General features: G+C 57.3%; 30 protein-coding genes, 1 tRNA gene and 1 pseudogene. 22 read left to right on the forward strand and 10 right to left on the reverse strand.

Going from position 1 to position 24754, the window contains the following annotated elements; translation table 11 throughout:
* Positions 1 to 68: 68 nt before the first annotated feature.
* On the reverse strand, positions 69 to 821 hold the full coding sequence (locus ABIA48_RS24565) for a carbonic anhydrase (protein WP_429491984.1): 753 nt from the start codon (positions 819 to 821) through the stop codon (positions 69 to 71).
* A 203-nt stretch (positions 822 to 1024) separates the two neighbouring features.
* On the opposite strand from ABIA48_RS24565, the gene ABIA48_RS24570 reads away from it, so the two are divergent.
* Complete coding sequence (locus ABIA48_RS24570) at positions 1025 to 1480, forward strand: DUF2214 family protein (RefSeq protein ID WP_429491986.1); 456 nt, start codon at positions 1025 to 1027, stop codon at positions 1478 to 1480.
* Between the two features lie 181 nt (positions 1481 to 1661).
* On the opposite strand, the gene csrA is transcribed toward ABIA48_RS24570, so the two are convergent.
* Positions 1662 to 1853: a carbon storage regulator CsrA gene (gene csrA, locus ABIA48_RS24575; protein ID WP_007975691.1), complete on the reverse strand. Its 192-nt coding sequence runs from the start codon at positions 1851 to 1853 to the stop codon at positions 1662 to 1664.
* Positions 1854 to 2103: 250 nt separating this feature from the next.
* Between csrA and ABIA48_RS24580 the strand changes: the two genes are divergently transcribed.
* Positions 2104 to 2466, forward strand: coding sequence for an SPOR domain-containing protein (locus ABIA48_RS24580; RefSeq protein ID WP_204933582.1), 363 nt, complete (start codon positions 2104 to 2106; stop codon positions 2464 to 2466).
* 92 nt (positions 2467 to 2558) lie between these two features.
* On the opposite strand, the gene ABIA48_RS24585 is transcribed toward ABIA48_RS24580, so the two are convergent.
* The 3 genes from ABIA48_RS24585 to ABIA48_RS24595 all read right to left on the reverse strand — a co-directional run bounded on the left by ABIA48_RS24585 (position 2559) and on the right by ABIA48_RS24595 (position 4793).
* On the reverse strand, positions 2559 to 3248 hold the full coding sequence (locus ABIA48_RS24585) for an endonuclease (RefSeq protein ID WP_429491989.1): 690 nt from the start codon (positions 3246 to 3248) through the stop codon (positions 2559 to 2561).
* A gap of 4 nt (positions 3249 to 3252) precedes the next feature.
* Entirely contained in the window at positions 3253 to 3522 is a 270-nt protein-coding gene (locus tag ABIA48_RS24590) for a DUF1654 domain-containing protein (RefSeq protein WP_108229956.1), read from the reverse strand.
* Between the two features lie 182 nt (positions 3523 to 3704).
* Positions 3705 to 4793, reverse strand: a complete 1089-nt coding sequence (locus ABIA48_RS24595) for an asparaginase (RefSeq protein ID WP_429491991.1) — start codon at positions 4791 to 4793, stop codon at positions 3705 to 3707.
* Between the two features lie 350 nt (positions 4794 to 5143).
* On the opposite strand from ABIA48_RS24595, the gene ABIA48_RS24600 reads away from it, so the two are divergent.
* The 8 genes from ABIA48_RS24600 (at position 5144) to ABIA48_RS24635 (ending at position 12857) form a co-directional block, all read left to right on the forward strand.
* Positions 5144 to 5605 (forward strand): hypothetical protein, encoded by a 462-nt coding sequence (locus ABIA48_RS24600; protein WP_429491992.1) that lies wholly within the window; start codon positions 5144 to 5146, stop codon positions 5603 to 5605.
* Positions 5606 to 5796: 191 nt separating this feature from the next.
* The gene (locus ABIA48_RS24605) at positions 5797 to 6768 is read left to right on the forward strand and encodes a sugar ABC transporter substrate-binding protein (RefSeq protein ID WP_429491994.1); all 972 of its coding nucleotides are present in this window, start codon (positions 5797 to 5799) and stop codon (positions 6766 to 6768) included.
* 55 nt (positions 6769 to 6823) lie between these two features.
* Positions 6824 to 8377, forward strand: a complete 1554-nt coding sequence (locus ABIA48_RS24610; protein WP_429491996.1) for a sugar ABC transporter ATP-binding protein — start codon at positions 6824 to 6826, stop codon at positions 8375 to 8377.
* Positions 8374 to 9351: an ABC transporter permease gene (locus ABIA48_RS24615; RefSeq protein ID WP_429491998.1), complete on the forward strand. Its 978-nt coding sequence runs from the start codon at positions 8374 to 8376 to the stop codon at positions 9349 to 9351. Before ABIA48_RS24610 ends, ABIA48_RS24615 begins: the two co-directional genes overlap by 4 nt.
* Positions 9352 to 9354: 3 nt before the next feature.
* Entirely contained in the window at positions 9355 to 10374 is a 1020-nt protein-coding gene (locus ABIA48_RS24620) for a LacI family DNA-binding transcriptional regulator (RefSeq protein ID WP_429492000.1), read from the forward strand.
* A 92-nt stretch (positions 10375 to 10466) separates the two neighbouring features.
* Positions 10467 to 11384, forward strand: a complete 918-nt coding sequence (gene rbsK / locus ABIA48_RS24625) for a ribokinase (protein WP_429492002.1) — start codon at positions 10467 to 10469, stop codon at positions 11382 to 11384.
* Positions 11381 to 11785 carry a D-ribose pyranase gene (rbsD, locus tag ABIA48_RS24630; protein ID WP_310062391.1) on the forward strand — a complete coding sequence of 135 codons (405 nt, stop codon included), beginning with the start codon at positions 11381 to 11383 and terminating at the stop codon, positions 11783 to 11785. The genes rbsK and rbsD overlap by 4 nt, the downstream gene beginning before the upstream one ends.
* 94 nt (positions 11786 to 11879) lie before the next feature.
* A complete protein-coding gene (locus ABIA48_RS24635; protein WP_429492005.1) occupies positions 11880 to 12857 on the forward strand; it encodes a nucleoside hydrolase in 978 nt (325 codons plus the stop codon).
* Between the two features lie 33 nt (positions 12858 to 12890).
* On the opposite strand, the gene ABIA48_RS24640 is transcribed toward ABIA48_RS24635, so the two are convergent.
* A complete protein-coding gene (locus tag ABIA48_RS24640; protein ID WP_007992467.1) occupies positions 12891 to 13103 on the reverse strand; it encodes a hypothetical protein in 213 nt (70 codons plus the stop codon).
* 132 nt (positions 13104 to 13235) lie between these two features.
* On the opposite strand from ABIA48_RS24640, the gene ABIA48_RS24645 reads away from it, so the two are divergent.
* Positions 13236 to 13541, forward strand: a complete 306-nt coding sequence (locus ABIA48_RS24645; RefSeq protein WP_116582006.1) for a hypothetical protein — start codon at positions 13236 to 13238, stop codon at positions 13539 to 13541.
* A gap of 170 nt (positions 13542 to 13711) precedes the next feature.
* Positions 13712 to 14032, forward strand: a complete 321-nt coding sequence (locus ABIA48_RS24650) for an I78 family peptidase inhibitor (RefSeq protein ID WP_429492007.1) — start codon at positions 13712 to 13714, stop codon at positions 14030 to 14032.
* 70 nt (positions 14033 to 14102) lie between these two features.
* Here ABIA48_RS24650 and ABIA48_RS24655 read toward each other — a convergent pair whose 3' ends face one another.
* Complete coding sequence (locus ABIA48_RS24655) at positions 14103 to 14315, reverse strand: cold-shock protein (protein WP_003179963.1); 213 nt, start codon at positions 14313 to 14315, stop codon at positions 14103 to 14105.
* A 292-nt stretch (positions 14316 to 14607) separates the two neighbouring features.
* Positions 14608 to 14907, reverse strand: a complete 300-nt coding sequence (locus tag ABIA48_RS24660) for a hypothetical protein (protein WP_204933570.1) — start codon at positions 14905 to 14907, stop codon at positions 14608 to 14610.
* A gap of 383 nt (positions 14908 to 15290) precedes the next feature.
* Between ABIA48_RS24660 and thrS the strand changes: the two genes are divergently transcribed.
* The 9 genes from thrS to ABIA48_RS24705 all read left to right on the forward strand — a co-directional run bounded on the left by thrS (position 15291) and on the right by ABIA48_RS24705 (position 22744).
* On the forward strand, positions 15291 to 17213 hold the full coding sequence (gene thrS, locus ABIA48_RS24665) for a threonine--tRNA ligase (protein WP_007992473.1): 1923 nt from the start codon (positions 15291 to 15293) through the stop codon (positions 17211 to 17213).
* Entirely contained in the window at positions 17213 to 17764 is a 552-nt protein-coding gene (gene infC / locus ABIA48_RS24670; RefSeq protein ID WP_172435703.1) for a translation initiation factor IF-3, read from the forward strand. Before thrS ends, infC begins: the two co-directional genes overlap by 1 nt.
* A gap of 60 nt (positions 17765 to 17824) precedes the next feature.
* Positions 17825 to 18019, forward strand: a complete 195-nt coding sequence (gene rpmI, locus ABIA48_RS24675; protein ID WP_002553160.1) for a 50S ribosomal protein L35 — start codon at positions 17825 to 17827, stop codon at positions 18017 to 18019.
* Between the two features lie 28 nt (positions 18020 to 18047).
* The gene (gene rplT, locus ABIA48_RS24680) at positions 18048 to 18404 is read left to right on the forward strand and encodes a 50S ribosomal protein L20 (RefSeq protein ID WP_007905879.1); all 357 of its coding nucleotides are present in this window, start codon (positions 18048 to 18050) and stop codon (positions 18402 to 18404) included.
* A 109-nt stretch (positions 18405 to 18513) separates the two neighbouring features.
* Positions 18514 to 19530: a phenylalanine--tRNA ligase subunit alpha gene (pheS, locus tag ABIA48_RS24685; RefSeq protein WP_007992477.1), complete on the forward strand. Its 1017-nt coding sequence runs from the start codon at positions 18514 to 18516 to the stop codon at positions 19528 to 19530.
* Between the two features lie 26 nt (positions 19531 to 19556).
* Entirely contained in the window at positions 19557 to 21935 is a 2379-nt protein-coding gene (gene pheT / locus ABIA48_RS24690) for a phenylalanine--tRNA ligase subunit beta (protein ID WP_429492010.1), read from the forward strand.
* 3 nt (positions 21936 to 21938) lie between these two features.
* Positions 21939 to 22241, forward strand: a complete 303-nt coding sequence (gene ihfA, locus ABIA48_RS24695; protein WP_002553164.1) for an integration host factor subunit alpha — start codon at positions 21939 to 21941, stop codon at positions 22239 to 22241.
* Positions 22222 to 22578 carry a MerR family transcriptional regulator gene (locus ABIA48_RS24700; RefSeq protein WP_003179985.1) on the forward strand — a complete coding sequence of 119 codons (357 nt, stop codon included), beginning with the start codon at positions 22222 to 22224 and terminating at the stop codon, positions 22576 to 22578. Before ihfA ends, ABIA48_RS24700 begins: the two co-directional genes overlap by 20 nt.
* An 89-nt stretch (positions 22579 to 22667) precedes the next feature.
* A tRNA-Pro gene (locus tag ABIA48_RS24705) sits at positions 22668 to 22744 on the forward strand.
* A gap of 78 nt (positions 22745 to 22822) precedes the next feature.
* On the opposite strand, the gene ABIA48_RS24710 is transcribed toward ABIA48_RS24705, so the two are convergent.
* Positions 22823 to 23542, reverse strand: coding sequence for a hypothetical protein (locus ABIA48_RS24710; protein WP_429492932.1), 720 nt, complete (start codon positions 23540 to 23542; stop codon positions 22823 to 22825).
* A gap of 142 nt (positions 23543 to 23684) precedes the next feature.
* Between ABIA48_RS24710 and ABIA48_RS24715 the strand changes: the two are divergent.
* Positions 23685 to 23910: pseudogene (locus ABIA48_RS24715) on the forward strand (DNA adenine methylase); the annotation flags it as partial.
* Positions 23911 to 24036: 126 nt separating this feature from the next.
* On the opposite strand, the gene ABIA48_RS24720 reads toward ABIA48_RS24715, so the two are convergent.
* Positions 24037 to 24753 (reverse strand): class I SAM-dependent methyltransferase, encoded by a 717-nt coding sequence (locus ABIA48_RS24720; protein WP_429492012.1) that lies wholly within the window; start codon positions 24751 to 24753, stop codon positions 24037 to 24039.
* Position 24754: the final 1 nt, after the last annotated feature.

The following is a 24754-nucleotide window of genomic DNA, read 5'->3' on the forward strand; positions in this document are numbered from 1 at the left end:
CCAGCCGTCGCGCTGGGCTCTTTACATATGGGGGAATGCACCGATGCTGGCGATGTGCGCAACGCGGGTCAAGCGATCAGCTCTACCTTGCCGGTTGCCAGGCGATAAACAGCTCCCACGATCTTCAGCGTGCCTTTGCTCTGTGCATCAGTCAGCAATGGCGAAGCATGTTTCAGGCTGTTGACCGAGTTTTTGACGTTCTGCGCAGTGGCGTTTTCCATCAGGCTCCCGGGCTGTTTGAGTACTGTCTCGATTGCTGATTTGAGTGCGTCAGTCAGCTTCGGGATATGGCCGGGGAAAATTGTCTGATCCTTGATGGCTTTGATACCTGCCTCGATGGCGCCGCAGCTCTCATGTCCAAGTACGAGAATCAGTGGGGCGCCAAGAACGGCAACCCCGTATTCAAGGCTGGCCAAACCTTCCGGGGTAACGAAGTTGCCCGCGACGCGGATGGCGAAAAGATCGCCTCGCGCAGTGTCAAAAGCATATTCCGGAGCGATGCGTGAGTCGGAGCAACTCAGTACGGCCACGAACGGATTTTGACCGGACACCAAGGCTTCTCGCTCGGCCTTGAAATCGTGAGTCGTGGAATTACCGCTTACATATCGTTCATTGCCCTCTATCAGTCTTTTCAAAGCCATTTCGGGACTGATTACGTTTTGAGGTTTTGGCGGGGTCGACGCTTTTTCAGCAGCCTGGATAATCTTGCCGGGCAGTGTGCCGGTCAGCAGCAGGGCGCCTGCGCTCAGTCCGGCAAATTGAAGAAAGCGACGACGACCCGTTGTGTTTGAAGCAGAGCCTGAATCACATGATTCACACATGATTTTGTTTACTCAGTTCAATGCGGTGAGAGTGAGTTGTTGTTGGGGCTGGTACTGCCACGGACGCTCAATGCCAACGCAGTGGAGTCTAGTTGGTCTGTCATATTGTGTTCCGGGCATTGTCCGAAGATGCCGTGCAAGCAGCCATTTCATGGGCTACTACTGACAGGCTTATCCAACTTCGACCTGGCAGGAGTTTTTCGATGCTGACTCACTGGTTTCTAGCGGCGGTTCATCTTTTGGCGGTTGTCTTGGGATTGTGGGCGGTGCTGACTCGAGGCACGGCTTTGCGGCGTTTGGCCGACGGGGCAGGAGAGGTGCGTAGTGTTCTGGTTGCGGACAATATCTGGGGTGTTTCTGCTGTCGTCTTATTGATCAGCGGGGGGATGCGCGCCTTTGGCGGGTACGAAAAAGGCACGGACTATTACCTGCATCAGCCGCTGTTCCATCTGAAGATGACGCTGTTCGTCCTGATCTTGCTGCTGGAAATTGCACCCATGGTGACGTTGATCAAATGGCGGATCGCGCTGGGCCGCAAAGTCGCTGTCGATACCGGCCGTGCGAAGCTGTTTGCACGGATCAGTCATGTCGAGGCGCTGCTGGTGCTGTTGATGGTGGTGGCGGCGACGGGTATGGCGCGTGGTGTGATGTTCGGTTAACCACGGGGCGAATGCGTCCTTCCTTGGGGCAAACCAGAAACGTCTGACAGCCAGAGCATTGAGCTTGCCGCTAGTATCGATCCCTGGAGGTTTGGTTAAGCAAGCGGAGGCGAAGCGATGCCGAATCTTTAGCCAGCCGTGATTCCGGACTGAACGGGCTGGCTACTGACTGCAGCAGAATTCAGGATTGCGGCTTTTCGGGGGCGGTCAGGCCGGCCTGAATACGCTGATAAATTTCTTCACGATGCACTGCAACGTCCTTCGGAGCGTTGATGCCGATCCTGACTTGCTGGCCGCTTACGCCCAGGATGGTGATCGTAATGTCATCACCAATATTTATGCTTTCACCGACTTTGCGGGTGAGTATCAGCATGGTCTTCTCCTTGATTGCTTAGTGGGGCACCTGTTTCGGACAGTGCAGAGGTCGGTGGTATGTATAGATTAGTGCGAAGTCTCACGGTTTGGGTGCCTCTTTCTGACGTGCAGATGTGGCATTAATTCCCAAGGCGTAACTATACAGAGGCCGCCACCATCATTCTCGTTGTTTTGAGCCCATTTTACGGCACTCGTGAAGTATTCATGGATGTTAAAATCACCGCTTTAGGCATTTAGAGGGAAACGGCGTGCGCAAAATGGTTTTGGTAATCGCAGTATTGGCGCTGGCGGGATGTGGCGAGGGCAACAGTGTGGATGCGCCGAAGCCTAAACCGGCCGTGGCTGCCGCGCCTGCGCCAGTGTCCGGCCCGCAGTGGGATCTCGAAGTGCGAGGTGAAACCCCTCAAGCGGTCAGCGATCTCAGTGGCTGGCTGATCGAGCACAGCTTCATGTCCAGCGTCGTCAAGGAAAATGGCAATACCCGAATCCTGATGGGGCCGTTCAATTCAAAAGCCGAGGCCGAAGCCAAGCAGGATGAAGTCCGTGCAGCGCTCACTCGCTCGAAGAAACAGAATATCGAATTACTGGTGCTTGAGCGTCCGGCCGCTTAATAACGTTCTGTAGCGCAGACGTTGAATGAAGAAACAAAAAAGCCTCGGGTGTTTAGCCCCGAGGTCTTTTTTGTTTCAAGTGTTGCCTTGGTTCAGCCGCAGGCCTTCATGTCTACCGGGCCGACAAACTCGTTGCCGTGCCCCATGACGCACCCCACGCTCTGGTTGCGTTGACGCTCCCAGGCCTGTACCGGATAGGTTTTGTCCCAGGCTTCGTACAGTTGCCGATCCTGTTTCGACAGGCGCAAGCCATACTGCTTGCTCATGTAGAAGTAGGTCCGGGCGATCATGCCGCGAATGGAAGGGCGGGGCATGACTTTCTTTGCCTTGAAGTCGATCTGGGTCAGGCACGAACCATATTGCCCCGACTGCTCGGGCAGCCAGCCAAAGCTGAAGTTGCTGCGATCGCCATTGACCTCGCCAATGCTGGGCACCAGGTTGTGCAGATCGGCCTCGGCCTTCTGGTATATCGGGTCGTAGCGGGTGCAATTCTTGCGACCACCTTCTTGCCAGCACTGGCGCTGATGGCCGATCTGCCAGGCCGGAACGATATGCTCCCATTCGATGCGGGAGGCGCGCTTGGCATTTTTACGTGGTACATAACCGCAGGCAGCAAGGTTCACCCGGTTGCCGGTGTACTTGCAGCCGCAGTAAAACTCGGTGGACTGAGGTGCATACAGCTTCCACGCAACCTTCTTCGCTTCGGTAAAGGTGCGGGGGGCGTCGGCTTGCGCGCCCATGACAAAAAACAGAAACAACAAAGCAAACCAGCGGACACTCATCGACTCAATCTTCCTTCGGCAAAACCCAGAAAATCTGCACGCCGCCATCGTCGCGATAGGCGAGGGTGACGTTGTCGTTCTCGTCGATTTCTTCCAGCAAGCGTTCCCATTCATCCACCGGCTCGTCAGGAAGGCGGAAGATCAGCGCTGCCCTGGCCTTTTGTGCAGTGGGAGAGTTGATGATTTTCTGAACGCGCAGGCCCATGCGTACATAGGTGTCGGGAGAGGCAGAGGTGGTATCCACGGGATTATCCTTATTAAGCTGTACGTGCATACAGTATTTAACTGTAGGACATTTCGCAACTGCTTAAAAAACAAGAAAATCCTCTGACAGCGGTTTGTTGCATTTGGTGTAAGGCGAAGGGAGTTTTTTTGTCAGATCAAGCGGCAGCCACTCGCCAGGAATGGTGAGTGGCATGCGTGGTGCCCGACCGGACCCGGTCGGGCGAGGGTGAATCAGTATTCCCAGAACATCCGTTGCAGCTCTTTGCTGTCATTGGTTTTGGTCAGTGCGACCATCGCCAGGATCCGGGCCTTTTGCGGGTTCAGGTCATGGGCCACGACCCAGTCGTATTTATCGTCAGGCTGTTCGGCATTGCGCAATACAAAGCCGCCGGCGTTGACATGGGAAGAGCGAATGATCTGCACGCCATCCTTGCGCAAGGCTTGCAGGGTTGGCACTACCCGCGACGATACCGAGCCATTGCCGGTGCCTGCGTGGATGATGGCTTTCGCGCCTGACTGAACCAGGGCCTTGTAGGCGGTATCGCTGACGTTGCCGTAGGAGTAGGCGATCTCGACGTCAGGCAGGCTCTTGATGGTTTTGATGTCGAATTCGGAATCCATGGTGTGGCGCTTGGCCGGCAAGCGGAACCAGTAGGATTTGCCTTCTACCACCATGCCCAGCGGTCCCCAGGCACTTTTAAACGCTTCGGTCTTGATGTTGATCATTTTGCTGACATCGCGACCCGACTGGATTTCATCGTTCATGGTCACCAGCACGCCTTTGCCCCGCGCATCTTTGCTGCTGGCCACGGCCACCGCGTTGTACAGGTTCAGCATGCCATCGGCGGACATCGCGGTGCCTGGGCGCATGGAGCCCACGACGATGATCGGCTTCTCGGTTTTTTCCACCAGGTTCAGGAAGTACGCCGTTTCTTCCAGGGTGTCAGTGCCGTGGGTGATCACGATGCCATCAACGTCTTTGCTGTCTGCCAACTCGGCTACGCGGCGGCCCAGTTGCAGCAGGTTTTCGTTGGTGATGCTCTCGGAGGCAATTTGCATGACCTGTTCGCCGCGAACGTTAGCCAATTGGCTCAGTTCCGGAACGCCGGCGATCAACTGTTCAATGCCGACTTTCGCTGCTTGATAGGTCGCGCTGTTGGCGGCGCTGGCGCCCGCGCCGGCGATGGTGCCGCCGGTGGCCAGGATCACCACGTTGGACAGTTTCTGTTGGGTTTCGGCTTCTTTGGCCTGAAGGGCGGTGGGCAGAAGCAGCAGGAGGGCCAAGGCGCCCGGAATAAAGGTCTTGAGTGCAGATGTCATTATTTTTCTCTTCTAGTTGTGAGACGGTGCCGATGCAAGTTCATCTAGATACCCCCCGGGCGAATCTGAACGCCTGGGGTGCGAGGGGAAGAGCAGGATCCGTACCAGTAATACTCTGAATCGAAAAACACGCTTAACTTAATGATTTGTAACGGTATTGCTGTTTGTGTCGGGGCGACTTCGGGGCCGGGGCATCCGGATTTCCGAACATGTTTAACTTTTGCGTTCGGCTAACCGAAATGGATTGCAGCCATGTTTGATATTTCAACGCGTCAAAGCCTCAGTAACGACTAAAGAAACGCGCCCGTCGGTCGATGCTCCTTCAAGGGATCTTTTCTTCAGGAGTTCACATGTCGTTATCCGTTGGTTTTCCAAATGCCGCGGGCATCACCATCGGTGGCAAATCGGCCACTGCCATTCGTGCCTTGAGCGACGCGACAGCTGATGCCACTACTCAATCGCCGGCTGCACAGGAAAGCGACGGTACCCAGCTCAAAACGGGCCCGGTAGGACTGGGAGAAAGTGCCGGCGCACAGGCCGAATCGGAAACCAGTGATAACACCAGCGTTGCAGTGAAGGTCTTGCTCAAGCGTCTGAAGGAGCTGCAACAGCAATTGCGCGAGCAACAGCAGCAACTGGCGCAAGCCCAGGCGGCGTCCTATCCGACTCCGGAAGCCAAGACCACCGCGGTAGCGGCCATTCAGGGGCAGGTTGCCGAAACAAACGGCGCCATCCTGCAAGTGAGCGCGAGTCTGATCAAAGAGCTGACCAAGGGTTCTGGCACGGGATCGGTGGTCAACACCACGGCATGAATTGAATGCCGTTTTATCGCCCGGCATCTCTGAAAGCGTTTTTTCGGTCGTTGACAAATACCGGCAGGATTCGCATAGTTTGGCTCTCGCAAACGTTTGCGCGGTTCTAGTGATGACTCTTCATCGCAGGGCCGTGAAGCTTACGTCAGCGCAAGCGTTGCTCACAATAATCATAAGATCGGAGTGAACCCATGAAGCTGCCATTCGCTGGACGTCTTCTCGCTGTCGCTATGCTGGCTGCCGCATCCGCCGTACTGCCTGTCTCTTCGGCCTTTGCTGAAAGCGCTGAAAAACCGAAAGTCGCACTGGTCATGAAATCCCTGGCCAACGAGTTCTTCCTGACAATGGAAGACGGCGCCAAGGCCTACCAGAAAGAACACTCCGGTGAATTCGACCTCATCTCCAACGGCATCAAGGATGAAACCGACACCGCAGGCCAGACACGCATCGTCGAGCAGATGATCCTGGCCAAGGTCAATGCACTGGTGATTGCACCGGCAGACTCCAAGGCCATGGTGCCGGTGATCAAGAAAGCCATCGATGCCGGTATCACCGTGATCAACATCGACAATCAATTGGACCCCGCCGTCGTCAAAAGCAAAAACATCAATGTTCCGTTCGTAGGCCCGGACAACCGCAAGGGCGCACGGCTGGTCGGCGACTACCTGGCCAAGCAGCTGAAGGCGGGTGATGAAGTCGGCATCATAGAAGGTGTGTCCACCACCACCAATGCCCAGCAGCGGACTGCGGGTTTCAAGGATGCGATGGAGGCGGCGCAGATCAAGGTCGTGTCCCTGCAATCCGGTGACTGGGAGATCGACAAAGGCAACAAGGTGGCCGCGTCGATTCTCAGTGAATACCCGCAAACCAAGGCCTTGTTGGCCGGCAACGACAGCATGGCGGTCGGCGCAGTGTCTGCGGTGCGCGCCGCGGGCAAGGCCGGCAAGGTGCAAGTGGTCGGCTACGACAATATCAACGCCATCCAGCCGATGCTCAAGGATGGTCGGGTGCTCGCCACTGCTGACCAGTTTGCAGCCAGGCAGGCGGTGTTCGGCATCGAGACGGCATTGAAGATTCTCAAGGGCGAGAAGGTCGAAGGCGGCGCCAATGGCGTGATCGAAACGCCGGTAGAGTTGGTCACCAAAGAGCCGGTCACACAGTAACCTTCTGGCGACGCAACGGCGCTCGTCCAGCTGGACGGGCGCGTGGAGATTTTTTATGTCCGCTTGCGCTACGAACGCTGTCCTCTCGGTCAGCGGTATCGGCAAGACCTACGCCCAACCGGTGTTGACCGGCATCGACCTGACGCTCATGCGCGGTGAAGTGCTGGCGCTGACCGGCGAGAACGGCGCAGGCAAAAGCACGCTTTCGAAAATCATTGGCGGGCTGGTCGCGCCGACCACCGGCCAGATGCAGTTTCAGGGGCAGGACTATCGCCCGGGTAGCCGGTCTCAGGCTGAAGACCTGGGTATCCGCATGGTCATGCAGGAACTCAATCTGCTGCCGACCCTGTCGGTGGCGGAAAACCTGTTTCTTCACAATCTGCCCAACAGCGGTGGCTGGATCAGTCGCAAGCAGTTGCGCATGGCTGCCATCGAGGCCATGGCTCAGGTTGGGCTCGACGCCATTGACCCGGACACCCTGGTTGGCGAATTGGGCATCGGCCACCAGCAAATGGTCGAGATCGCCCGCAACCTGATTGGCGATTGTCATGTGCTGATTCTCGATGAGCCGACCGCGATGCTCACTGCGCGCGAAGTCGAAATGCTGTTCGAGCAAATCACTCGCCTGCAGGCTCGCGGCGTATCGATCATCTACATCTCCCATCGCCTCGAAGAGCTGGCGCGGGTCGCGCAGCGCATTGCCGTGCTGCGCGATGGCAACCTGGTTTGTGTCGAGCCGATGGTCAACTACAGCAGCGAGCAACTGGTTAACTTGATGGTTGGGCGCGAGCTCGGCGAACACATCGATATGGGGGCGCGCAAGATCGGCGCTCCGATGTTGACGGTCAAGGGGCTGACCCGTTCCGACAAGGTTCGCGACGTGTCGTTCGAAGTCCGTGCCGGCGAGATTTTCGGGATTTCCGGTTTGATCGGTGCGGGGCGCACCGAGTTGTTGCGTCTGGTCTTCGGTGCTGATCTCGCCGACAGCGGCACGATTGCCCTGGGCTCGCCAGCGCAGGTCGTCAGCATCCGTTCGCCGGTGGATGCGGTGGGGCATGGCATCGCGTTGATCACTGAAGATCGCAAGGGCGAAGGCCTTTTGTTGACGCAGTCGATCGGCGCCAATATCGCCTTGGGCAATATGCCCGGCATCTCCAGCGCTGGCTTTGTCGACAATGATGGCGAAAACGCCCTGGCCCAGCGTCAGATCGACGCCATGCGTATTCGCAGCTCCGGTCCGGCACAGTTGGTGTCCGAGCTGTCCGGCGGTAATCAGCAAAAAGTTGTCATCGGGCGCTGGCTGGAGCGTGATTGCTCGGTACTGCTGTTCGACGAGCCAACCCGTGGCATCGACGTCGGCGCCAAGTTCGATATCTACAACCTGCTCGGTGAATTGACCCGCAAGGGCAAGGCGCTGGTGGTGGTTTCCAGCGACTTGCGCGAGCTGATGCTGATCTGCGACCGGATCGGTGTGCTGTCGGCAGGAAGCCTGATCGATACATTTGATCGCGATAGCTGGACCCAGGATGAATTGCTCGCCGCGGCTTTCGCCGGCTACCAAAAACGTGATGCGCAGCTCTTTGAAGCCGCGCCTAGGGATCTTCCATGAAAACCGCTTCTTTCGCCGGCACACGCAATGGCAACTTCTACGGCCTGGGCACCTATCTGGGCCTGGCAGGTGCCTTGTTGGCGATGATCGTGCTGTTCTCGGTGCTGAGCAGTCATTTCCTGTCCTACGACACGTTCAGTACCCTGGCCAACCAGATTCCGGACCTGATGGTGTTGGCGGTCGGCATGACCTTTGTGTTGATCATCGGTGGCATCGACCTGTCGGTAGGCTCGGTGCTGGCGCTGGCGGCCTCGACCGTCAGTGTGGCGATTCTTGGCTGGGGCTGGGGCGTTCTGCCTGCGGCGCTGCTCGGTATGGCCGTCGCGGCGCTCGCAGGTACCATCACCGGTTCGATCACGGTGGCGTGGCGGATACCGTCGTTCATCGTGTCCCTGGGGGTGCTGGAAATGGCTCGCGGGGTGGCGTACCAGATGACCGGTTCGCGTACGGCCTACATCGGCGATGCGTTCGCCTGGTTATCCAACCCGATCGTCTTCGGCATTTCACCCTCCTTTATCATTGCGGTGCTGATCATTTTCATCGCCCAGGCCGTGTTGACCCGCACGGTGTTCGGGCGCTACCTGATCGGTATCGGCACCAATGAAGAGGCTGTGCGGCTGGCGGGGATCAATCCGAAGCCCTACAAAATCCTGGTCTTCAGCCTGATGGGATTGTTGGCCGGTATTGCCGCGTTGTTCCAGATTTCTCGCCTGGAGGCCGCGGACCCGAATGCCGGTTCCGGTCTTGAGTTGCAAGTGATCGCGGCCGTCGTGATCGGCGGGACCAGCCTGATGGGCGGGCGCGGTTCGGTGATCAGCACGTTTTTTGGCGTCTTGATTATTTCCGTACTGGCCGCGGGGCTGGCGCAAATCGGGGCAACCGAGCCGACCAAGCGCATCATTACCGGCGCGGTGATCGTGGTCGCGGTGGTGCTGGATACTTATCGCAGTCAACGCGCAAGCCGGCGGACCTGAGTCATGGCGACTATCAAAGATGTGGCAGCCCTTGCCGGCATTTCCTACACCACGGTTTCCCATGTGGTGAACAGGACTCGTCCGGTCAGTGACGAAGTCCGGATCAAGGTCGAGGCGGCGATCAAAACCCTCGACTATGTCCCCAGTGCCGTGGCTCGCTCACTCAAGGCCAAAACCACGGCGACCATCGGCCTGTTGGTACCCAACAGCCTCAACCCGTATTTCGCCGAATTGGCCCGGGGTATCGAGGACTACTGCGAGCGAAACGGTTACTGCGTCATCCTGTGCAACTCCGACGACAATCCGGACAAGCAGCGCAGCTATCTGCGTGTGCTGCTGGAAAAACGCATCGACGGCCTGATTGTCGCCTCGGCCGGTGGCGACAGTAGCCTGGCACAAGGCCTGAAAGGCGTCCGCACACCCATGGTGATCGTCGACCGTGGACTGGACGGTGTCGATGCGGACCTGGTGCGCATCGACCATGAATACGGTGCGTATCTGGCGACCCGGCACCTGTTGGAGTTGGGGCACCGGGATATCGCCACGATCAGCGGGCCGGAAAACACCAGCGTGGCGCAGATGCGTCTGGCGGGATATTGCCGGGCCTTGAAAGAGGCGGGCGTCGAGGTCTCTCCCGAGCGCATGTTGGCAAGTGATTTCACCAGCACCGGCGGTTACAGCGCTGCCGCGGTTTTACTGGAACGCAACCCGCCTAGCGCCATTTTTGCGGCCAACGACATGATCGGCATCGGCGTGCTACGGGCCGCCGCCGAGCGCAATATTCGCGTGCCGAGCGAGTTGTCGGTGATCGGCTTCGACGATATCCAGATGAGTCGGTATGTCTACCCATCGTTGACCACGGTCGGGCAATCGATCCTGCAACTCGGCGAAATGGCCGCCGAAGTGCTTTTACGGCGAATCGCCACGCCAGGCCTGATGACTGATCAGCGAATCGTGACGCCGAGTATCGTGATACGTGAATCGACGGCGCCGCTGGCCGGCGTGTTTGCCCGGTTCCGTTGAAAATAGAGAGCCGTTGAAAACAGAGAACCGTTGAAAGTAGAAAGCTGCTAAACCCACAGCACCGCCGAAACAGAATCGATGAGTAGCAATGTATGCCAGCAAAAGTAGTAGTGATAGGCAGTTTGAACATGGACCTGGTGACCCGGGCGCCGCGCTTGCCCAAGGGCGGTGAAACGTTGATCGGCGAGTCGTTTGCCACCGTCTCCGGCGGCAAGGGCGCCAATCAGGCCGTGGCTGCGGCGCGGCTGGGAGCACAGGTGTCGATGATCGGGTGCGTGGGCAATGACGCTTATGGTGAGGCACTGCGCGGGGCGCTGCTGGCCGAGCAGATCGATTGCCAGGCGGTCAGCACCGTCGAGGGTTCCAGCGGCGTGGCGTTGATTGTGGTCGACGACAACAGTCAGAACGCGATCGTGATCGTCCCCGGTGCCAACGGTACATTGAGCGCTGAAGCCATCGACTGTTTTGATTCGGTGATACAAGCGGCGGACGTGCTCATCTGTCAGCTGGAAGTGCCCGATGCCTCTGTTGGTCATGCACTCAAGCGCGGTCGCGAACTGGGCAAGACGGTCATTCTCAACCCGGCACCGGCCAGCCGTCCGCTGCCATCGGACTGGTATGCGTCTATCGATTACCTGATTCCCAATGAGAGTGAAGCATCGGCCCTGAGCGGTATGGTGGTGGACTCCCTGAAAACCGCACAAGCTGCTGCGACCCGGCTGATTGCCATGGGCGCCGGCAAGGTGATCATCACCCTCGGTGCGCAAGGCTCGCTGTTTGCCAATGGCCAACGCTTCGAACATTTCCCCGCGCCTGCCGTAAAAGCTGTCGATACCACGGCGGCCGGCGATACGTTCGTGGGCGGTTTCGCGGCGGCGCTGGCCGCGGGTCAAGATGAGGCGCAGGCGATCCGCTTCGGGCAGGTGGCTGCGGCGCTGTCGGTCACCCGTGCCGGCGCGCAACCCTCGATTCCCGCCTTGAGCGATGTACAGGCGTTTAAAGTCCCATGAAAAAAACACCACTGCTCAACATTGCGCTGTCGCGACTGATCGCCTCATTGGGGCATGGCGACATGGTCGTCATCGGGGATGCCGGCTTGCCGGTTCCTCCAGGCGTTGAGTTGATTGACCTGGCCCTGACCCATGGCATTCCGGATTTTGTCAGCACCTTGAAGGTCGTGCTCAGCGAGATGCAGGTTGAAAGCCATGTGCTGGCTCAGGAGATTTTCGATAAAAAGCCGTCGGCCCTGATCGCACTGAATGAGCTGGACGGCGAAGGCGCCTTGGGTCGGCGTGAGTTGCTCACGCATGACCAGTTCAAAGTCCTGAGCCGTCAGGCAAGGGCGATTGTTCGTACGGGCGAGTGCCAGCCGTACTGCAACATTGTGCTGGTCGCCGGGGTTACGTTTTGACTGGCGATCCACGTTTTGATTGCCCATGCACAAGGAGTGCGCCAAGTATCGCTATGCTTAGAAATTGCACCAACTGCTCGGGAGTCCGCTGCTTTTGTCCCTGATTACCGCAACGACTGCCCAGGCGGCGGAAAAGATCGACTTGATCATCGACACCGATCCGGGGGCTGACGACGTCGTTGCCCTGTTGTTCGCCCTGGCGTCGCCGGACAAGCTGAATGTCCGGGCATTGACCACCGTTGCGGGCAACGTCCGCCTGGACAAGACCTCACGCAATGCACGATTGGCTCGTGAGTGGGCAGGGCGCGAAGAGGTTCCGGTGTATGCGGGGGCGCCGAAGCCCTTGATGCGCACACCCGTCTACGCCGAGGACATTCATGGCAAGGAAGGGTTGTCGGGTATTGCCGTGCATGAGCCCAGAGAAGGCCTGGCCAAGGGCAGCGCCATCACTTATCTGATCGAAACCCTGAAATCGGCCAAGCCCCACAGCATAACCATCGCCATGCTTGGCCCGCAGACCAATCTGGCCCTGGCGCTGATCCAGGAGCCGGATATCGTTCGGGGCATCAAGGAGGTGGTGGTCATGGGCGGTGCACACTTCAATGGCGGCAACATTACGCCGGTGGCCGAGTTCAACCTGTTCGCCGATCCGCAAGCTGCTGAAGTGGTACTCAAGAGTGGCGTGAAGCTGACCTACCTGCCGCTGGATGTGACCCACAAGATCCTCACCAGTGAGGCGCGCCTGAAACAAATTGCTGCACTGAACAACAATGCCAGCCGTCTGGTGGGCGACATTCTCAATGAATACATCAAGGGCGACATGGAGCACTACGGCATTCCGGGCGGCCCGGTGCATGACGCCACGGTGGTCGCTTATCTACTCAAGCCGCAGTTGTTCAGCGGTCGCTCGGTCAACGTGGTGGTCGATAGCCGCGAAGGCCCGACCTTTGGACAGACCATCGTCGACTGGTATGACGGCTTGAAAGCGCCAAAGAATGCCTTCTGGGTTGAAAGCGGTGATGCCCAAGGCTTTTTCGATCTGCTGACCGAGCGTCTGGCCCGTCTGAAATAAGCGTCATGTCCCGCAGGTGCCTGTCTGCGGGTTTCACTCCCGTGCGCTAAGCGCTTCGGCCTTCTGGTCTGACAAATGTTTCTCGAAAATCTGCTCGATGAAAGATTGGGCGGCTTCGGTTCCAAGATCCCTGACCAGAAGGTCGATACCGATGATGGCGAGCTCTTCCGTGCTGCCTGGGCTGTAGGAGCTGTGGCCGTCTTGCCACTTGGCCTTGATGTCAGCGTCGATGCTTACGGTGGTCATGATGGCACTCGTGAAGTCGGGGAAGTCTGAGTGCCGAGTTAACCATTTTGCGGGGCTTTTGACACGTCGATTTAGGCATGAAAAGAGGGCTGTGCGACACTTGGTCTCTGTCGAATTTTCAAGGAGCACGCTGTGCAGATCGATTTGAATTCCCCGAATGGCCTGACCCTTGAGGCCGTGCGTCAGTTGCTGGCGGGTGCCAGTGACGATGAGCACACCCAGTTGCGGGTCACCAAAGGAGGCATTGCCTATATCTCCTCGGGGGTCGTGGGCGGTACCGATATCGACGGGTTGTTGTTCCGGCTCGAAACCTGGGCCAAGGGCTCCGGTTATGTCGGGCGGGTCGCGGCCAGCGATGAAGTCTGGGTCATGCAAATCTTTAATGCCTTGAAGGAGAACTGGCCAAATCCTCCTTACGACTACATCGACGTCTATTGAGCGTCGTTCATATTCAGTCACGATTGAGTGGTTAAGGGGTGGGCGATGCTCAGGCAAAATCGCGGCTCGTCCGGATTGCGGGCAGGGTGCTAGCACCGCCTGCCTGTGAAACCAAACGCCAGTCTGGTTGTCGCACGATCTCAGCTTAATCATTGAAATAAGGAGGCTTCATGCCTTGGAAGCTCGCGTCATTGGGTACTTTGTTGGCCGTTGCCGCGCTGGCCGGTTGCAGCACTACCTCTACGGAGTCGGCAACAGCTGATGTTGCGACGTCTGACACGGGTCACAGCCGCTGTGAAGCGAAGGCTGCCGAGTTCACCATCGGCAAACAGGCATCGCCGCAACTGCTTGAGCAGGCGCGTACCCGCGCAGGGGCACAGAGCGCACGGTTCCTGCTGCCAACCGATATGGTGACGCTGGAGTACCGCTCCGATCGCCTGAACCTGAACACCGATGCCAGCCGGGTGGTCACCCGCGTCAATTGCGGCTGATCGTTCGGCATTTGTTTCACCCATAAAAAACCCCGTCACATGGACGGGGTTTTTTTAGTGCGCCTGGAAATTACTCTGGGCGAACTTGAGCAGCTTGCATACCCTTTTGGCCTTTCTCAGCCACGAAGGAAACAGTCTGGCCTTCTTTCAGGCTTTTGAAACCGTCGCTTTCGATAGCTTTGAAGTGTACGAACAGGTCGTCACCGCCACCTTGAGGAGTGATGAAGCCGAAGCCTTTTTCATCGTTGAACCATTTAACGGTGCCGGTTTGGCGATTAGACATGGTGTATCTCCAAGAAACATATATTTTCAGTAGTACTGTGCTGCTCAGGCCAACTGGGCACACCCGAGTATCATAGTCGAAATGTTCGGTTTGGGAGCCCCCCAGACGCGTTGTTTGCTTTCATATTGCACGTCTTTAACCGCCATGAATGGCTGTGAGCCCCGGTTTCAGAGGGTTTGCGCTGCAAAATAGGGGGTTAAAAAAACCCGTAAAAGCTGCGTAAATTATGTGAATCAGCCGATATTTGGCTGTTTTAGGCCCCCGGATTACTCAAAAAACGTCCTGCGCGGCTCTATTTCTGGACTCTGCACACCGAGATTTCTTTCAGGGCGCGCTGGCTCAATTCAGGGCCAGGTGGATTGTTTTTGTCCATCAACTGCGCGATTTCTTGAGTGGTGAATTTCTTTTCCAGCACGTCGGCGCCACATGCACAGTGCTTTTTCGCTTCGGCCGGGTTAATACTTTGGCTGGCAGCTGTTGTGCAGTCGCCCATGTACTGCGCTTTCACGCCCGCTGGCCAGGCAGCGTGGGCGCTCAGGGGCAGCAGCAAGGCTAGCGGGGCAGCGATAGCAAAAAGACGGATAAGGCGCATGACAGGAACTCCTTGGGGTCGATATCTGGGGCGATTCTCAGTCAATTTGAGGCGGCTCGTATATCTCAAGTTCACTCTGTGCCATAAAAGTGAGGAAATCTTCACTGTCTGAATGCATGCAAGTCGACAACCGTTCATCTGTGCTAGCATGCCCCGCTCGGGCGTTTGCGGGCTCCGACGGACCTTCAGTCCCGGTAGCGGCAAATGCACGATTAACCCTGATTTGAATCCCAGTCACTCTGGTTCGGTTTCCCGGTTGGCCGCAAGGCTCCTGCCGCTGTAAGGCAGGCGTTCGTCATTGAATGGCCTGGACCGGATCTTGTACTGGCTCATCCCAACCCACGTGACCTTTGGTAGGGGTCACCACTAGGAGAGGAGGCGCCATGCCAACTATTACTCTTCCCGACGGCAGTCAACGTTCATTCGATCACCCGGTTTCCGTAGCCGAGGTCGCCGCATCCATCGGTGCAGGCCTGGCCAAGGCCACCGTTGCCGGCAAGGTCAATGGCAAGCTGGTCGACGCCAGCGACATCATTGACAGCGACGCATCGCTGCAAATCATCACGCCAAAGGATGAAGAGGGGCTGGAGATCATTCGCCACTCTTGCGCCCACCTGGTTGGCCACGCGGTCAAGCAGTTGTACCCGACCGCCAAAATGGTCATCGGCCCGGTCATCGACGAAGGTTTCTATTACGACATCGCCTTCGAACGTCCTTTCACCCCGGACGACCTGGCCGCCATCGAGCAGCGCATGCAGCAGCTGATCGAGAAAGATTACGACGTGATCAAGAAAGTCACTCCGCGCGCCGAAGTGATCGAAGTGTTCAAGGCTCGTGGCGAAGACTACAAGTTGCGCCTGGTCGAAGACATGCCGAACGAGCAGGCCATGGGTCTGTACTATCACGAAGAATACGTCGACATGTGCCGCGGTCCGCACGTGCCGAACACGCGCTTCCTGAAATCCTTCAAGTTGACCAAGCTGTCCGGCGCCTACTGGCGCGGTGATGCCAAGAACGAGCAATTGCAGCGCGTTTACGGCACCGCATGGGCGGACAAGAAGCAGCTGGCGGCTTATATCCAGCGCATTGAAGAAGCCGAAAAGCGCGATCACCGCAAGATCGGCAAGCGCCTGGGCCTGTTCCACACCCAGGAAGAGTCGCCGGGCATGGTGTTCTGGCACCCGAATGGCTGGACTTTGTACCAGGTGCTCGAGCAGTACATGCGCAAGGTTCAGCGTGACAACGGCTATCTCGAAATCAAGACGCCGCAAGTCGTTGACCGCAGCCTGTGGGAGAAATCCGGGCACTGGGCCAACTACGCCGACAACATGTTCACCACACAGTCGGAAAACCGCGACTACGCAATCAAGCCAATGAACTGCCCTTGCCACGTGCAGGTGTTCAACCAGGGCCTGAAAAGCTACCGCGAGTTGCCGATGCGTCTGGCCGAGTTTGGTGCATGCCACCGTAACGAGCCATCGGGTGCCTTGCACGGCATCATGCGCGTGCGCGCATTCACCCAGGACGACGCCCACATCTTCTGCACCGAAGAGCAGATGCAGGCCGAGTCCGCTGCGTTTATCAAGCTGACCATGGACGTCTACGCCGATTTCGGCTTTAAAGATGTCGAAATGAAGCTGTCCACTCGTCCGGAAAAACGCGTCGGTTCCGACGAGCTTTGGGATCGCGCCGAAGCAGCACTGGCCGCGGCCCTTGATAGCGCGGGCCTGCCGTACGATCTGCAGCCGGGTGAGGGGGCGTTCTACGGTCCGAAGATCGAGTTCTCGCTGAAAGATTGCCTCGGTCGCGTCTGGCAGTGTGGTACCCTGCAGCTCGATTTTAACCTGCCTGTCCGTCTGGGAGCCGAATATGTCTCCGAAGACAACAGCCGCAAGCACCCGGTGATGTTGCACCGGGCGATCCTGGGGTCCTTCGAGCGTTTCGTCGGAATCCTGATCGAGCACTACGAGGGAGCATTCCCGGCGTGGCTGGCTCCGACCCAGGCAGTGGTGATGAATATCACTGATAAACAGGCTGATTTTGCCGCCGAAGTGGAAAAAACTCTCAACGAAAGCGGGTTTCGTGCCAAGTCTGACTTGAGAAATGAAAAGATCGGCTTTAAAATCCGCGAGCATACTTTGCTCAAGGTTCCTTATCTCTTGGTTATCGGAGATCGGGAAGTCGAGATGCAGACTGTCGCTGTGCGTACTCGTGAAGGTGCTGACCTGGGCTCGATGCCCGTCGCCCAGTTCGCTGAGTTCCTCGCCCAAGCGGTTTCCCGGCGTGGTCGCCAAGATTCGGAGTAATTATTATTAAGCGTGAAATGAGACAAGATAAACGAACTGCACCGAAAGCCCCGATCAACGAGAATATCTCGGCACGCGAGGTTCGGTTAATTGGGGCTGAAGGTGAACAGCTCGGGATTGTGTCAATCGAAGACGCGCTTCTTAAGGCTGAAGAGGCCAAGCTGGATCTGGTGGAGATTTCCGCCGATGCAGTACCACCTGTTTGCAAACTGATGGACTACGGCAAATCGATCTTCGAAAAGAAGAAACAGATTGCTGCGGCCAAGAAAAACCAGAAGCAGATTCAGGTTAAAGAAATCAAGTTTCGTCCAGGGACGGAGGAAGGGGATTACCAGGTAAAACTGCGCAACCTGGTACGTTTCCTGAGTGACGGGGACAGGGCCAAGGTATCCTTGCGATTCCGCGGCCGTGAGATGGCCCACCAGGAGCTGGGGATGGAACTCCTCAAGCGAGTTGAAGGTGACTTGCTCGAGTACGGTTCGGTCGAACAGCATCCTAAGATGGAAGGACGCCAGCTGATCATGGTCATCGCCCCGAAAAAGAAGAAGTAATCAACAGGGCACGGCAGGCCTTCTGATTATGTTTATCAACTGAATGCGGAGTATCCGAACATGCCAAAAATGAAGACCAAAAGTGGTGCTGCTAAGCGGTTTCTGAAAACTGCTAACGGTATCAAGCACAAGCACGCTTTCAAGAGCCACATCCTGACCAAAATGTCGACCAAGCGTAAGCGTCAACTGCGCGGTAGCAGCTTGCTGCATCCGTCTGACGTGGCAAAAGTCGAGCGCATGCTGCGCCTTCGTTAATTTTAGTCAAGAATAGAGGAAGTAACTCATGGCTCGTGTAAAGCGTGGCGTCATTGCCCGTAAGCGTCACAAAAAAATTCTGAAACTTGCTAAAGGCTACTACGGCGCACGCTCCCGCGTATTCCGTGTTGCCAAGCAAGCGGTAATCAAGGCAGGCCAATACGCCTACCGTGACCGTCGTCAGAAAAAACGTCAGTTCCGCGCTCTGTGGATCGCTCGTATCAACGCTGGTGCTCGTATCAACGGTCTGTCCTACAGCCGTTTCATCGCCGGCCTGAAAAAAGCGTCCATCGAGATCGACCGTAAGGTTCTGGCTGATCTGGCAGTGAACGAAAAAGCGGCGTTTGCTGCGATTGTCGAGAAAGCTAAAGCCACCTTGGCTTAAGTACCCCCGACAGTCACCCGGCCTCGCATCTGTGGGGTCAGGTGTTAAACGTCATAAATAGGGGAAGAGCCTTCAAGCTCTTCCCCTATTTTGTATCTGGAGTCTGTACATGGAAAACCTGGATGCGCTCGTCTCTCAAGCACTAGAGGCTGTGCAAAGCGCTGAAGATATCAATGCCCTGGAGCAAATCCGGGTTCACTACCTTGGCAAGAAGGGTGAATTGACTCAGGTGATGAAGACCCTGGGGAATTTGCCGGCAGAAGAGCGCCCGCAGGTCGGTGCGCTGATCAACGTTGCCAAGGAGCGTGTCACAGAGGTCCTTAATGCGCGCAAGGCATTGTTTGAAGAAGCCGATCTGGCTGCCAAACTCTCTGCCGAGTCCATTGACGTGACCCTGCCTGGCCGTGGTCAGACCTCCGGTGGTCTGCATCCGGTTACCCGCACTCTGGAACGCGTCGAACAATTCTTCACCCGTATTGGCTACGGCATCGCCGAAGGCCCTGAGGTCGAAGACGATTATCACAACTTCGAAGCGCTCAACATCCCAGGCCATCACCCGGCCCGGTCGATGCATGACACCTTCTATTTCAATGCGAACATGTTGTTGCGCACCCATACCTCGCCGGTACAGGTCCGCACCATGGAGTCGAAACAGCCGCCGATCCGCATCGTCTGCCCGGGCCGTGTTTACCGTAGCGACTCCGATATCACCCACTCGCCGATGTTCCACCAGGTCGAAGGCCTGCTGGTCGATCGCGACATCAATTTCGCCGACCTCAAAGGCACCATCGAAGAGTTCCTGCGGGTGTTCTTCGAAAAAGAGCTGGCCGTGCGTTTCCGTCCTTCGTACTTCCCGTTCACTGAGCCATCCGCCGAAGTCGACATGGAATGCGTGATGTGCAGCGGTAAAGGCTGCCGCGTCTGCAAGCAGACCGGCTGGCTGGAAGTGATGGGCTGCGGCATGGTTCACCCGAACGTGCTGCGCATGTCCGGCATCGACCCGGAAGAGTTCTCGGGCTTTGCCTTCGGCATGGGCGTTGAGCGTCTGGCCATGCTGCGTTACGGCGTGAACGACTTGCGTCTGTTCTTCGACAACGACTTGCGGTTCCTCGCGCAATTTCGCTAGTCGTAACGAATTCTTAGGAGAGCAGGATGAAATTCAGTGAACAATGGCTGCGTGGCTGGGTTAGCCCGCAGGTAAGTCGCGACGAGTTGGTTGCTCGTCTGTCGATGGCCGGTCTTGAGGTCGATAGCGTTACGCCGGCCGCCGGTGTTTTCAGTGGCGTGGTCGTTGGCGAGGTGCTGAGCACCGAGCAGCATCCGGACGCCGACAAGCTGCGCGTGTGCCAGGTCAGCAACGGTTCGGAAACCTTCCAGGTTGTTTGCGGCGCGCCAAACGTGCGCCCGGGCCTGAAGATTCCTTTCGCCATGATTGGTGCCGAGCTGCCAGGCGACTTCAAGATCAAGAAAGCCAAGCTGCGTGGTGTTGAGTCCAACGGCATGCTGTGCTCGCAATCCGAGCTGCAGGTCGGTGAAGGTAATGACGGTCTGATGGAGCTGCCGGCCGATGCGCCGGTGGGTGAAGATTTCCGCGTTTATCTGGATCTGGAAGACGCCAGCATCGAGGTCGACCTGACCCCGAACCGCGGTGACTGCCTGTCCCTGGCCGGTCTGGCCCGTGAAGTCGGCGCACTGTATGCCGCTCCGGTTACCCGTCCGGTAGTGGCTTCGGTTCCTGCTGCGCACGACGAAGTGCGTTCGGTAGAAGTACTGGCGCCGGCCGCGTGCCCACGTTATCTGGGTCGTGTGATCCGTAACGTCGACCTGTCCAGGCCTACGCCGCTGTGGATGGTCGAGCGTCTGCGTCGTGCAGAGGTGCGCAGCATCGATGCTGCCGTCGACATCACCAACTACGTGATGCTGGAGCTGGGTCAGCCGCTGCACGCCTTCGATCTCGCCGAGATCAACGGCGGCATCCGTGTGCGCATGGCCGAAGAGGGCGAGAAGCTGGTTCTGCTCGACGGTCAGGAAGTCAGCCTGCGTAGCGATACGCTGGTGATTGCCGACCATTCCCGAGCGCTGGCAATTGCCGGTGTCATGGGTGGCGAGCACAGCGGTGTGTCCGCGACCACGCGTGATGTGTTCCTTGAAAGTGCCTTCTTCGACCAGATCGCCGTAGCAGGCAAGGCTCGTTCCTATGGCCTGCACACCGATGCATCGCATCGCTATGAACGTGGTGTGGATTGGCAACTGGCCCGTGAGGCCATGGAGCGCGCGACTGGCTTGCTGCTGGAAATCACCGGTGGTGAAGCGGGTCCGATCATCGAGACCGTCAGCGAGCAGCATCTGCCGAAAATTGCTCCGATTACCCTGCGTGCCCAGCGCATTACCCAAATGCTGGGTATGGAAATGGATTCGGCTGAAGTGGAGCGTCTGCTCAATGCTTTGGGCCTGACCATTACTGCCGACGGGGCAGGGCAGTGGCGTGTAGAAGTGCCAAGCCATCGCTTCGATATCAGCCTGGAAGTCGACCTGATCGAAGAACTCGCACGCCTGTACGGCTACAACCGTTTGCCGGTTCGTTATCCGCAAGCGCGGTTGGCGCCGCAAGCCAAAGCAGAGGCGCGTAGCGATCTGCCTGAGCTGCGTCGCCTGCTGGTTGCTCGTGGTTATCAGGAAGCAATTACCTACAGCTTCATCGATCCGAAACAGTTCGAGCTGTTTAATCCGGGTGTAGAGCCGTTGCTACTCGCCAATCCGATCTCCAATGACATGGCTGCGATGCGTTCGTCCTTGTGGCCAGGCCTGGTCAAGGCGCTTCAGCACAACCTGAATCGTCAGCAGGACCGCGTGCGCCTGTTCGAAAGCGGCCTGCGTTTCGTTGGCCAGCTTGAGGGTCTGAAGCAAGAGCCGATGTTGGCGGGTGTCGTTTGCGGTAGTCGTTTGCCGGAAGGTTGGGCGCAAGGTCGCGATACCGTCGACTTCTTCGACGTCAAGGCCGACGTCGAAGCGGTGCTGGGTTTTGCCGGTGCACTGGATTCCTTCACGTTCGTGCCGGGCAAGCACCCAGCGCTGCACCCGGGTCAAACTGCGCGCATCGAGCGTGACGGTCGTCTGGTCGGCTTCATCGGCGCTATCCATCCTGAATTGTCGAAAACCCTCGGTCTCGACCGACCGGTCTTCGTCTTCGAACTGGTTCTGGCGGAAGTGGCAGCGGGCAAAATGCCTGAATTCCACGAGTTATCGCGCTTTCCTGAAGTGCGTCGTGACCTTGCACTGATCGCGGACAAAGACGTTGCAGCCACGGCTGTACTGGATGTAATCCGTGAAAATGCAGGCGAATGGCTGACAGACCTCAGGCTATTTGACGTGTATCAGGGTAAAGGCATTGATCCTGATAGAAAAAGCCTCGCAGTCGGCTTGACCTGGCAGCATCCATCGCGCACTCTTAATGACGATGAGGTGAATACCGCAACGCAAAACATCCTCACCTCGCTCGAACAAAGGTTGAACGCCACGTTAAGGAAGTGACGTATGGGGGCTCTGACGAAAGCTGAGATGGCGGAACGTCTGTATGAAGAGCTGGGCCTGAACAAACGGGAGGCCAAGGAATTGGTCGAACTGTTTTTTGAAGAAATCAGGCACGCTCTTGAAGACAACGAACAAGTCAAATTGTCCGGTTTCGGCAATTTCGACCTTCGGGACAAACGCCAGCGGCCCGGCCGCAATCCGAAAACGGGGGAAGAAATCCCGATCACGGCTCGCCGTGTGGTCACCTTTCGTCCAGGGCAGAAGTTGAAGGCCCGAGTTGAGGCTTATGCTGGAACCAAGTCATAACGACGAGCTACCCGTCATCCCGGGCAAACGCTACTTCACCATTGGTGAAGTCAGCGAGCTGTGTGCGGTAAAACCACACGTGCTGCGCTATTGGGAGCAGGAGTTTCCTCAACTCAACCCTGTCAAACGCCGCGGAAACCGCCGGTATTATCAGCGCCAGGACGTGCTGATGATCCGGCAGATCCGCGCGCTTCTTTATGATCAGGGGTTCACCATCGGCGGGGCGCGCCTGCGCTTGTCCGGCGATGAAGCCAAAGACGACACCACCCAATACAAGCAAATGATCCGCCAGATGATCGCCGAACTCGAAGATGTTCTGGTGGTGCTCAAGAAATAAATTCGTGCTTTTAAATACTTCCAGTTTTCAAAAGCTTGCGATATATTCTTAAGCGTTCCTCGAGATGAGGAACAGGTTTCACGCCTAGTCGGGGCGTAGCGCAGTCCGGTAGCGCACTAGCATGGGGTGCTAGGGGTCGAGTGTTCGAATCACTCCGTCCCGACCATTATTCCTGAGTAAAATCAGACACTTGAGCCGATCAACTAGATCGGCTTTTTTGTGCCTGCGCAAAACTGGCGCAAAACTACCCGGTGATTTCGCTGATATTCAGGTCCGGAATTGCCTCGGACCAGATGACTTCCTCGTGGTCGCGCTGGTAGTTTTTGGTCATGCCTTCGCTCGCAGGCCCAGCGATTTTCTGGCCATCCTTTCCGGCTTTCTTGTGCAGGTGCAGTGACAGTGCTCGCACTTCGTGGAAGCCCGGCATCTCTTCTTCCTTCCATCCTGCGTAACAGTTCGCCGCCTCCCTGGCCTTGGCTGTTTTCTTCTGTACCACATACAGAAATCCCTCTCGAACGCCATCGAAGCGCATGTCGAGAATGTCGGTGCGGCGTTGGGCTGTGATCAATGCCAAGTCAATCGCGTTCTGAAGCCAGGCAGGTGCTTTTTCCCTGATCGCCTTCAGACCTTCTACGGTGTGACGCCGGCGCTGCTTCTTCTCGATGCGATTGATGGTGCTGGCGGCCGGGTTGTCTGGGCATAGCCCCTTGGCTGCGGCATGGTTAAAGATGTCAATCAGCAAGGCACGGCACTGGTTGGCGGTGCGCGGGGTGAGAGCGTCCAGCATTTCCGCGATCATACGGATCGTGACCTGGTCGACGGCCTTACCCTCGAACTGCTTGCGAAAGCGCCGGAAGTGCACCGCGTACAACCCCAGTGTGCCCTTGGCCAACTCGCGAGGTGGCAGAACGTCGCGCTCGTAGGTGTCGAGGAATCCTGTGAATGTTTCTGTGGCGTTATTCATCACGGCGCCAACCAGGTCAACATCCAGGCTGGCCACCGTCCGTGCAGATTGTCCCTGCAAGTCCCGCCAAGGCTCCTGCTCTGTGCACAAAGCAGAGCGAGCCTGGCGCCTGTTTATTTATACAGTAAAGGTCTTGCTATCCATGTCTTCACCCATCATTCCTTGGATGGGCGGCAAACGCCGTCTGGCCGATCGCCTTATCCCGCTGTTTCCACCGTTTCCACCGCATGAGTGCTACGTTGAAGTCTTTGCCGGCGGTACCGCGTTGTACTTCATGCGGCCCCAGGCGGCGCCCGTTGAAGTCCTCAACGACATCAATGGCGACCTGGTGACGCTGTACCGCGTGGTGCAAAACCACCTATTTGAATGCCTTGAGGAAGCGTGGTTCACCGCTCCTCAAGAACCTCGATTTTGGTTGACTGACTTCCTCAGGGCGTGAAGCTGCCCGTCAGCAATGGCAGAGGTCGGCCATTAGCTGCCTGTCGTGTCCAGCTTCAAACCCTTTTGCACGTCAACCAGGCACCCCAGAACAGGCTGCTGAAGAAACGCGTAGCGTCCCCGAACCCGGCGTCGTTCAACAGTTTTTGAACCGCCGCCTCAGAATGTGGCGGGTCAGCGCCCTGGAGGATTTTTCCCAGCTTGACCTTCACTTCATCCGGGCTGGCTCCGTGCTGCCGCCACCGTTGGCCCCAGGCAGCCAGCAATAGCGGTTGGCTGGCATACGCGTACTGATTTCCGGCGACAATCAGTGGCGCACCGGGTTTCAGACGAGCCCTAATGGAACGTAAAAGCTGGTGCTTGGCATCATCACCCTCGAGATGATGCAGGACACCGATCAAGGTGGCTGCGTCGTAGGACTGGTCTGCTGCCAGGTCTTCAACATGCCCAAGATACAGGTCAGTTCTTTCAAGCAAGTCGTTGGCCTCCAACTGGTGCTTCGCAGCCTCCAGCATGGGCGCGGATGGATCAACGGCAGTGAAGCGCCAGGCAGGCTCCAGCGTTGCCATCGCAACAATTTCCTGTGCAGTGCCGCCAGCGCCAACCACCAGTACTTTCGCCGAATTTGTATCGCCGAGGCTTGCCGCCAGCATGCACGCAACAAGATCGTGGCAGGCGTCATAGCCTGCTAATGCGATACGACTCTGTCTTCCGTACTCATTGGCCCGATGGGTATCAAATTTTTCAGCTGAGTTGAGCGGTAATGATTTCAAG

Origin of the sequence: Pseudomonas sp. S30_BP2TU TE3576, assembly GCF_050436025.1 — a bacterium.
Taxonomy (GTDB): Bacteria; Pseudomonadota; Gammaproteobacteria; order Pseudomonadales; family Pseudomonadaceae; genus Aquipseudomonas.

Bases quoted from the DNA above. Each gene is read 5' to 3' on its own strand.
- ABIA48_RS24565 (WP_429491984.1), bottom strand. From the start codon at position 821: ATGTGTGAATCATGTGATTCAGGCTCTGCTTCAAACACAACGGGTCGT.
- ABIA48_RS24570 (WP_429491986.1), top strand. From the start codon at position 1,025: ATGCTGACTCACTGGTTTCTAGCGGCGGTTCATCTTTTGGCGGTTGTC.
- csrA (WP_007975691.1), bottom strand. From the start codon at position 1,853: ATGCTGATACTCACCCGCAAAGTCGGTGAAAGCATAAATATTGGTGAT.
- ABIA48_RS24585 (WP_429491989.1), bottom strand. From the start codon at position 3,248: ATGAGTGTCCGCTGGTTTGCTTTGTTGTTTCTGTTTTTTGTCATGGGC.
- ABIA48_RS24590 (WP_108229956.1), bottom strand. From the start codon at position 3,522: ATGCACGTACAGCTTAATAAGGATAATCCCGTGGATACCACCTCTGCC.
- ABIA48_RS24595 (WP_429491991.1), bottom strand. From the start codon at position 4,793: ATGACATCTGCACTCAAGACCTTTATTCCGGGCGCCTTGGCCCTCCTG.
- ABIA48_RS24600 (WP_429491992.1), top strand. From the start codon at position 5,144: ATGTCGTTATCCGTTGGTTTTCCAAATGCCGCGGGCATCACCATCGGT.
- ABIA48_RS24605 (WP_429491994.1), top strand. From the start codon at position 5,797: ATGAAGCTGCCATTCGCTGGACGTCTTCTCGCTGTCGCTATGCTGGCT.
- ABIA48_RS24610 (WP_429491996.1), top strand. From the start codon at position 6,824: ATGTCCGCTTGCGCTACGAACGCTGTCCTCTCGGTCAGCGGTATCGGC.
- ABIA48_RS24615 (WP_429491998.1), top strand. From the start codon at position 8,374: ATGAAAACCGCTTCTTTCGCCGGCACACGCAATGGCAACTTCTACGGC.
- ABIA48_RS24620 (WP_429492000.1), top strand. From the start codon at position 9,355: ATGGCGACTATCAAAGATGTGGCAGCCCTTGCCGGCATTTCCTACACC.
- rbsK (WP_429492002.1), top strand. From the start codon at position 10,467: ATGCCAGCAAAAGTAGTAGTGATAGGCAGTTTGAACATGGACCTGGTG.
- rbsD (WP_310062391.1), top strand. From the start codon at position 11,381: ATGAAAAAAACACCACTGCTCAACATTGCGCTGTCGCGACTGATCGCC.
- ABIA48_RS24640 (WP_007992467.1), bottom strand. From the start codon at position 13,103: ATGACCACCGTAAGCATCGACGCTGACATCAAGGCCAAGTGGCAAGAC.
- ABIA48_RS24650 (WP_429492007.1), top strand. From the start codon at position 13,712: ATGCCTTGGAAGCTCGCGTCATTGGGTACTTTGTTGGCCGTTGCCGCG.
- ABIA48_RS24655 (WP_003179963.1), bottom strand. From the start codon at position 14,315: ATGTCTAATCGCCAAACCGGCACCGTTAAATGGTTCAACGATGAAAAA.
- ABIA48_RS24660 (WP_204933570.1), bottom strand. From the start codon at position 14,907: ATGCGCCTTATCCGTCTTTTTGCTATCGCTGCCCCGCTAGCCTTGCTG.
- thrS (WP_007992473.1), top strand. From the start codon at position 15,291: ATGCCAACTATTACTCTTCCCGACGGCAGTCAACGTTCATTCGATCAC.
- rpmI (WP_002553160.1), top strand. From the start codon at position 17,825: ATGCCAAAAATGAAGACCAAAAGTGGTGCTGCTAAGCGGTTTCTGAAA.
- rplT (WP_007905879.1), top strand. From the start codon at position 18,048: ATGGCTCGTGTAAAGCGTGGCGTCATTGCCCGTAAGCGTCACAAAAAA.
- pheS (WP_007992477.1), top strand. From the start codon at position 18,514: ATGGAAAACCTGGATGCGCTCGTCTCTCAAGCACTAGAGGCTGTGCAA.
- pheT (WP_429492010.1), top strand. From the start codon at position 19,557: ATGAAATTCAGTGAACAATGGCTGCGTGGCTGGGTTAGCCCGCAGGTA.
- ihfA (WP_002553164.1), top strand. From the start codon at position 21,939: ATGGGGGCTCTGACGAAAGCTGAGATGGCGGAACGTCTGTATGAAGAG.
- ABIA48_RS24700 (WP_003179985.1), top strand. From the start codon at position 22,222: ATGCTGGAACCAAGTCATAACGACGAGCTACCCGTCATCCCGGGCAAA.
- ABIA48_RS24710 (WP_429492932.1), bottom strand. From the start codon at position 23,542: ATGAATAACGCCACAGAAACATTCACAGGATTCCTCGACACCTACGAG.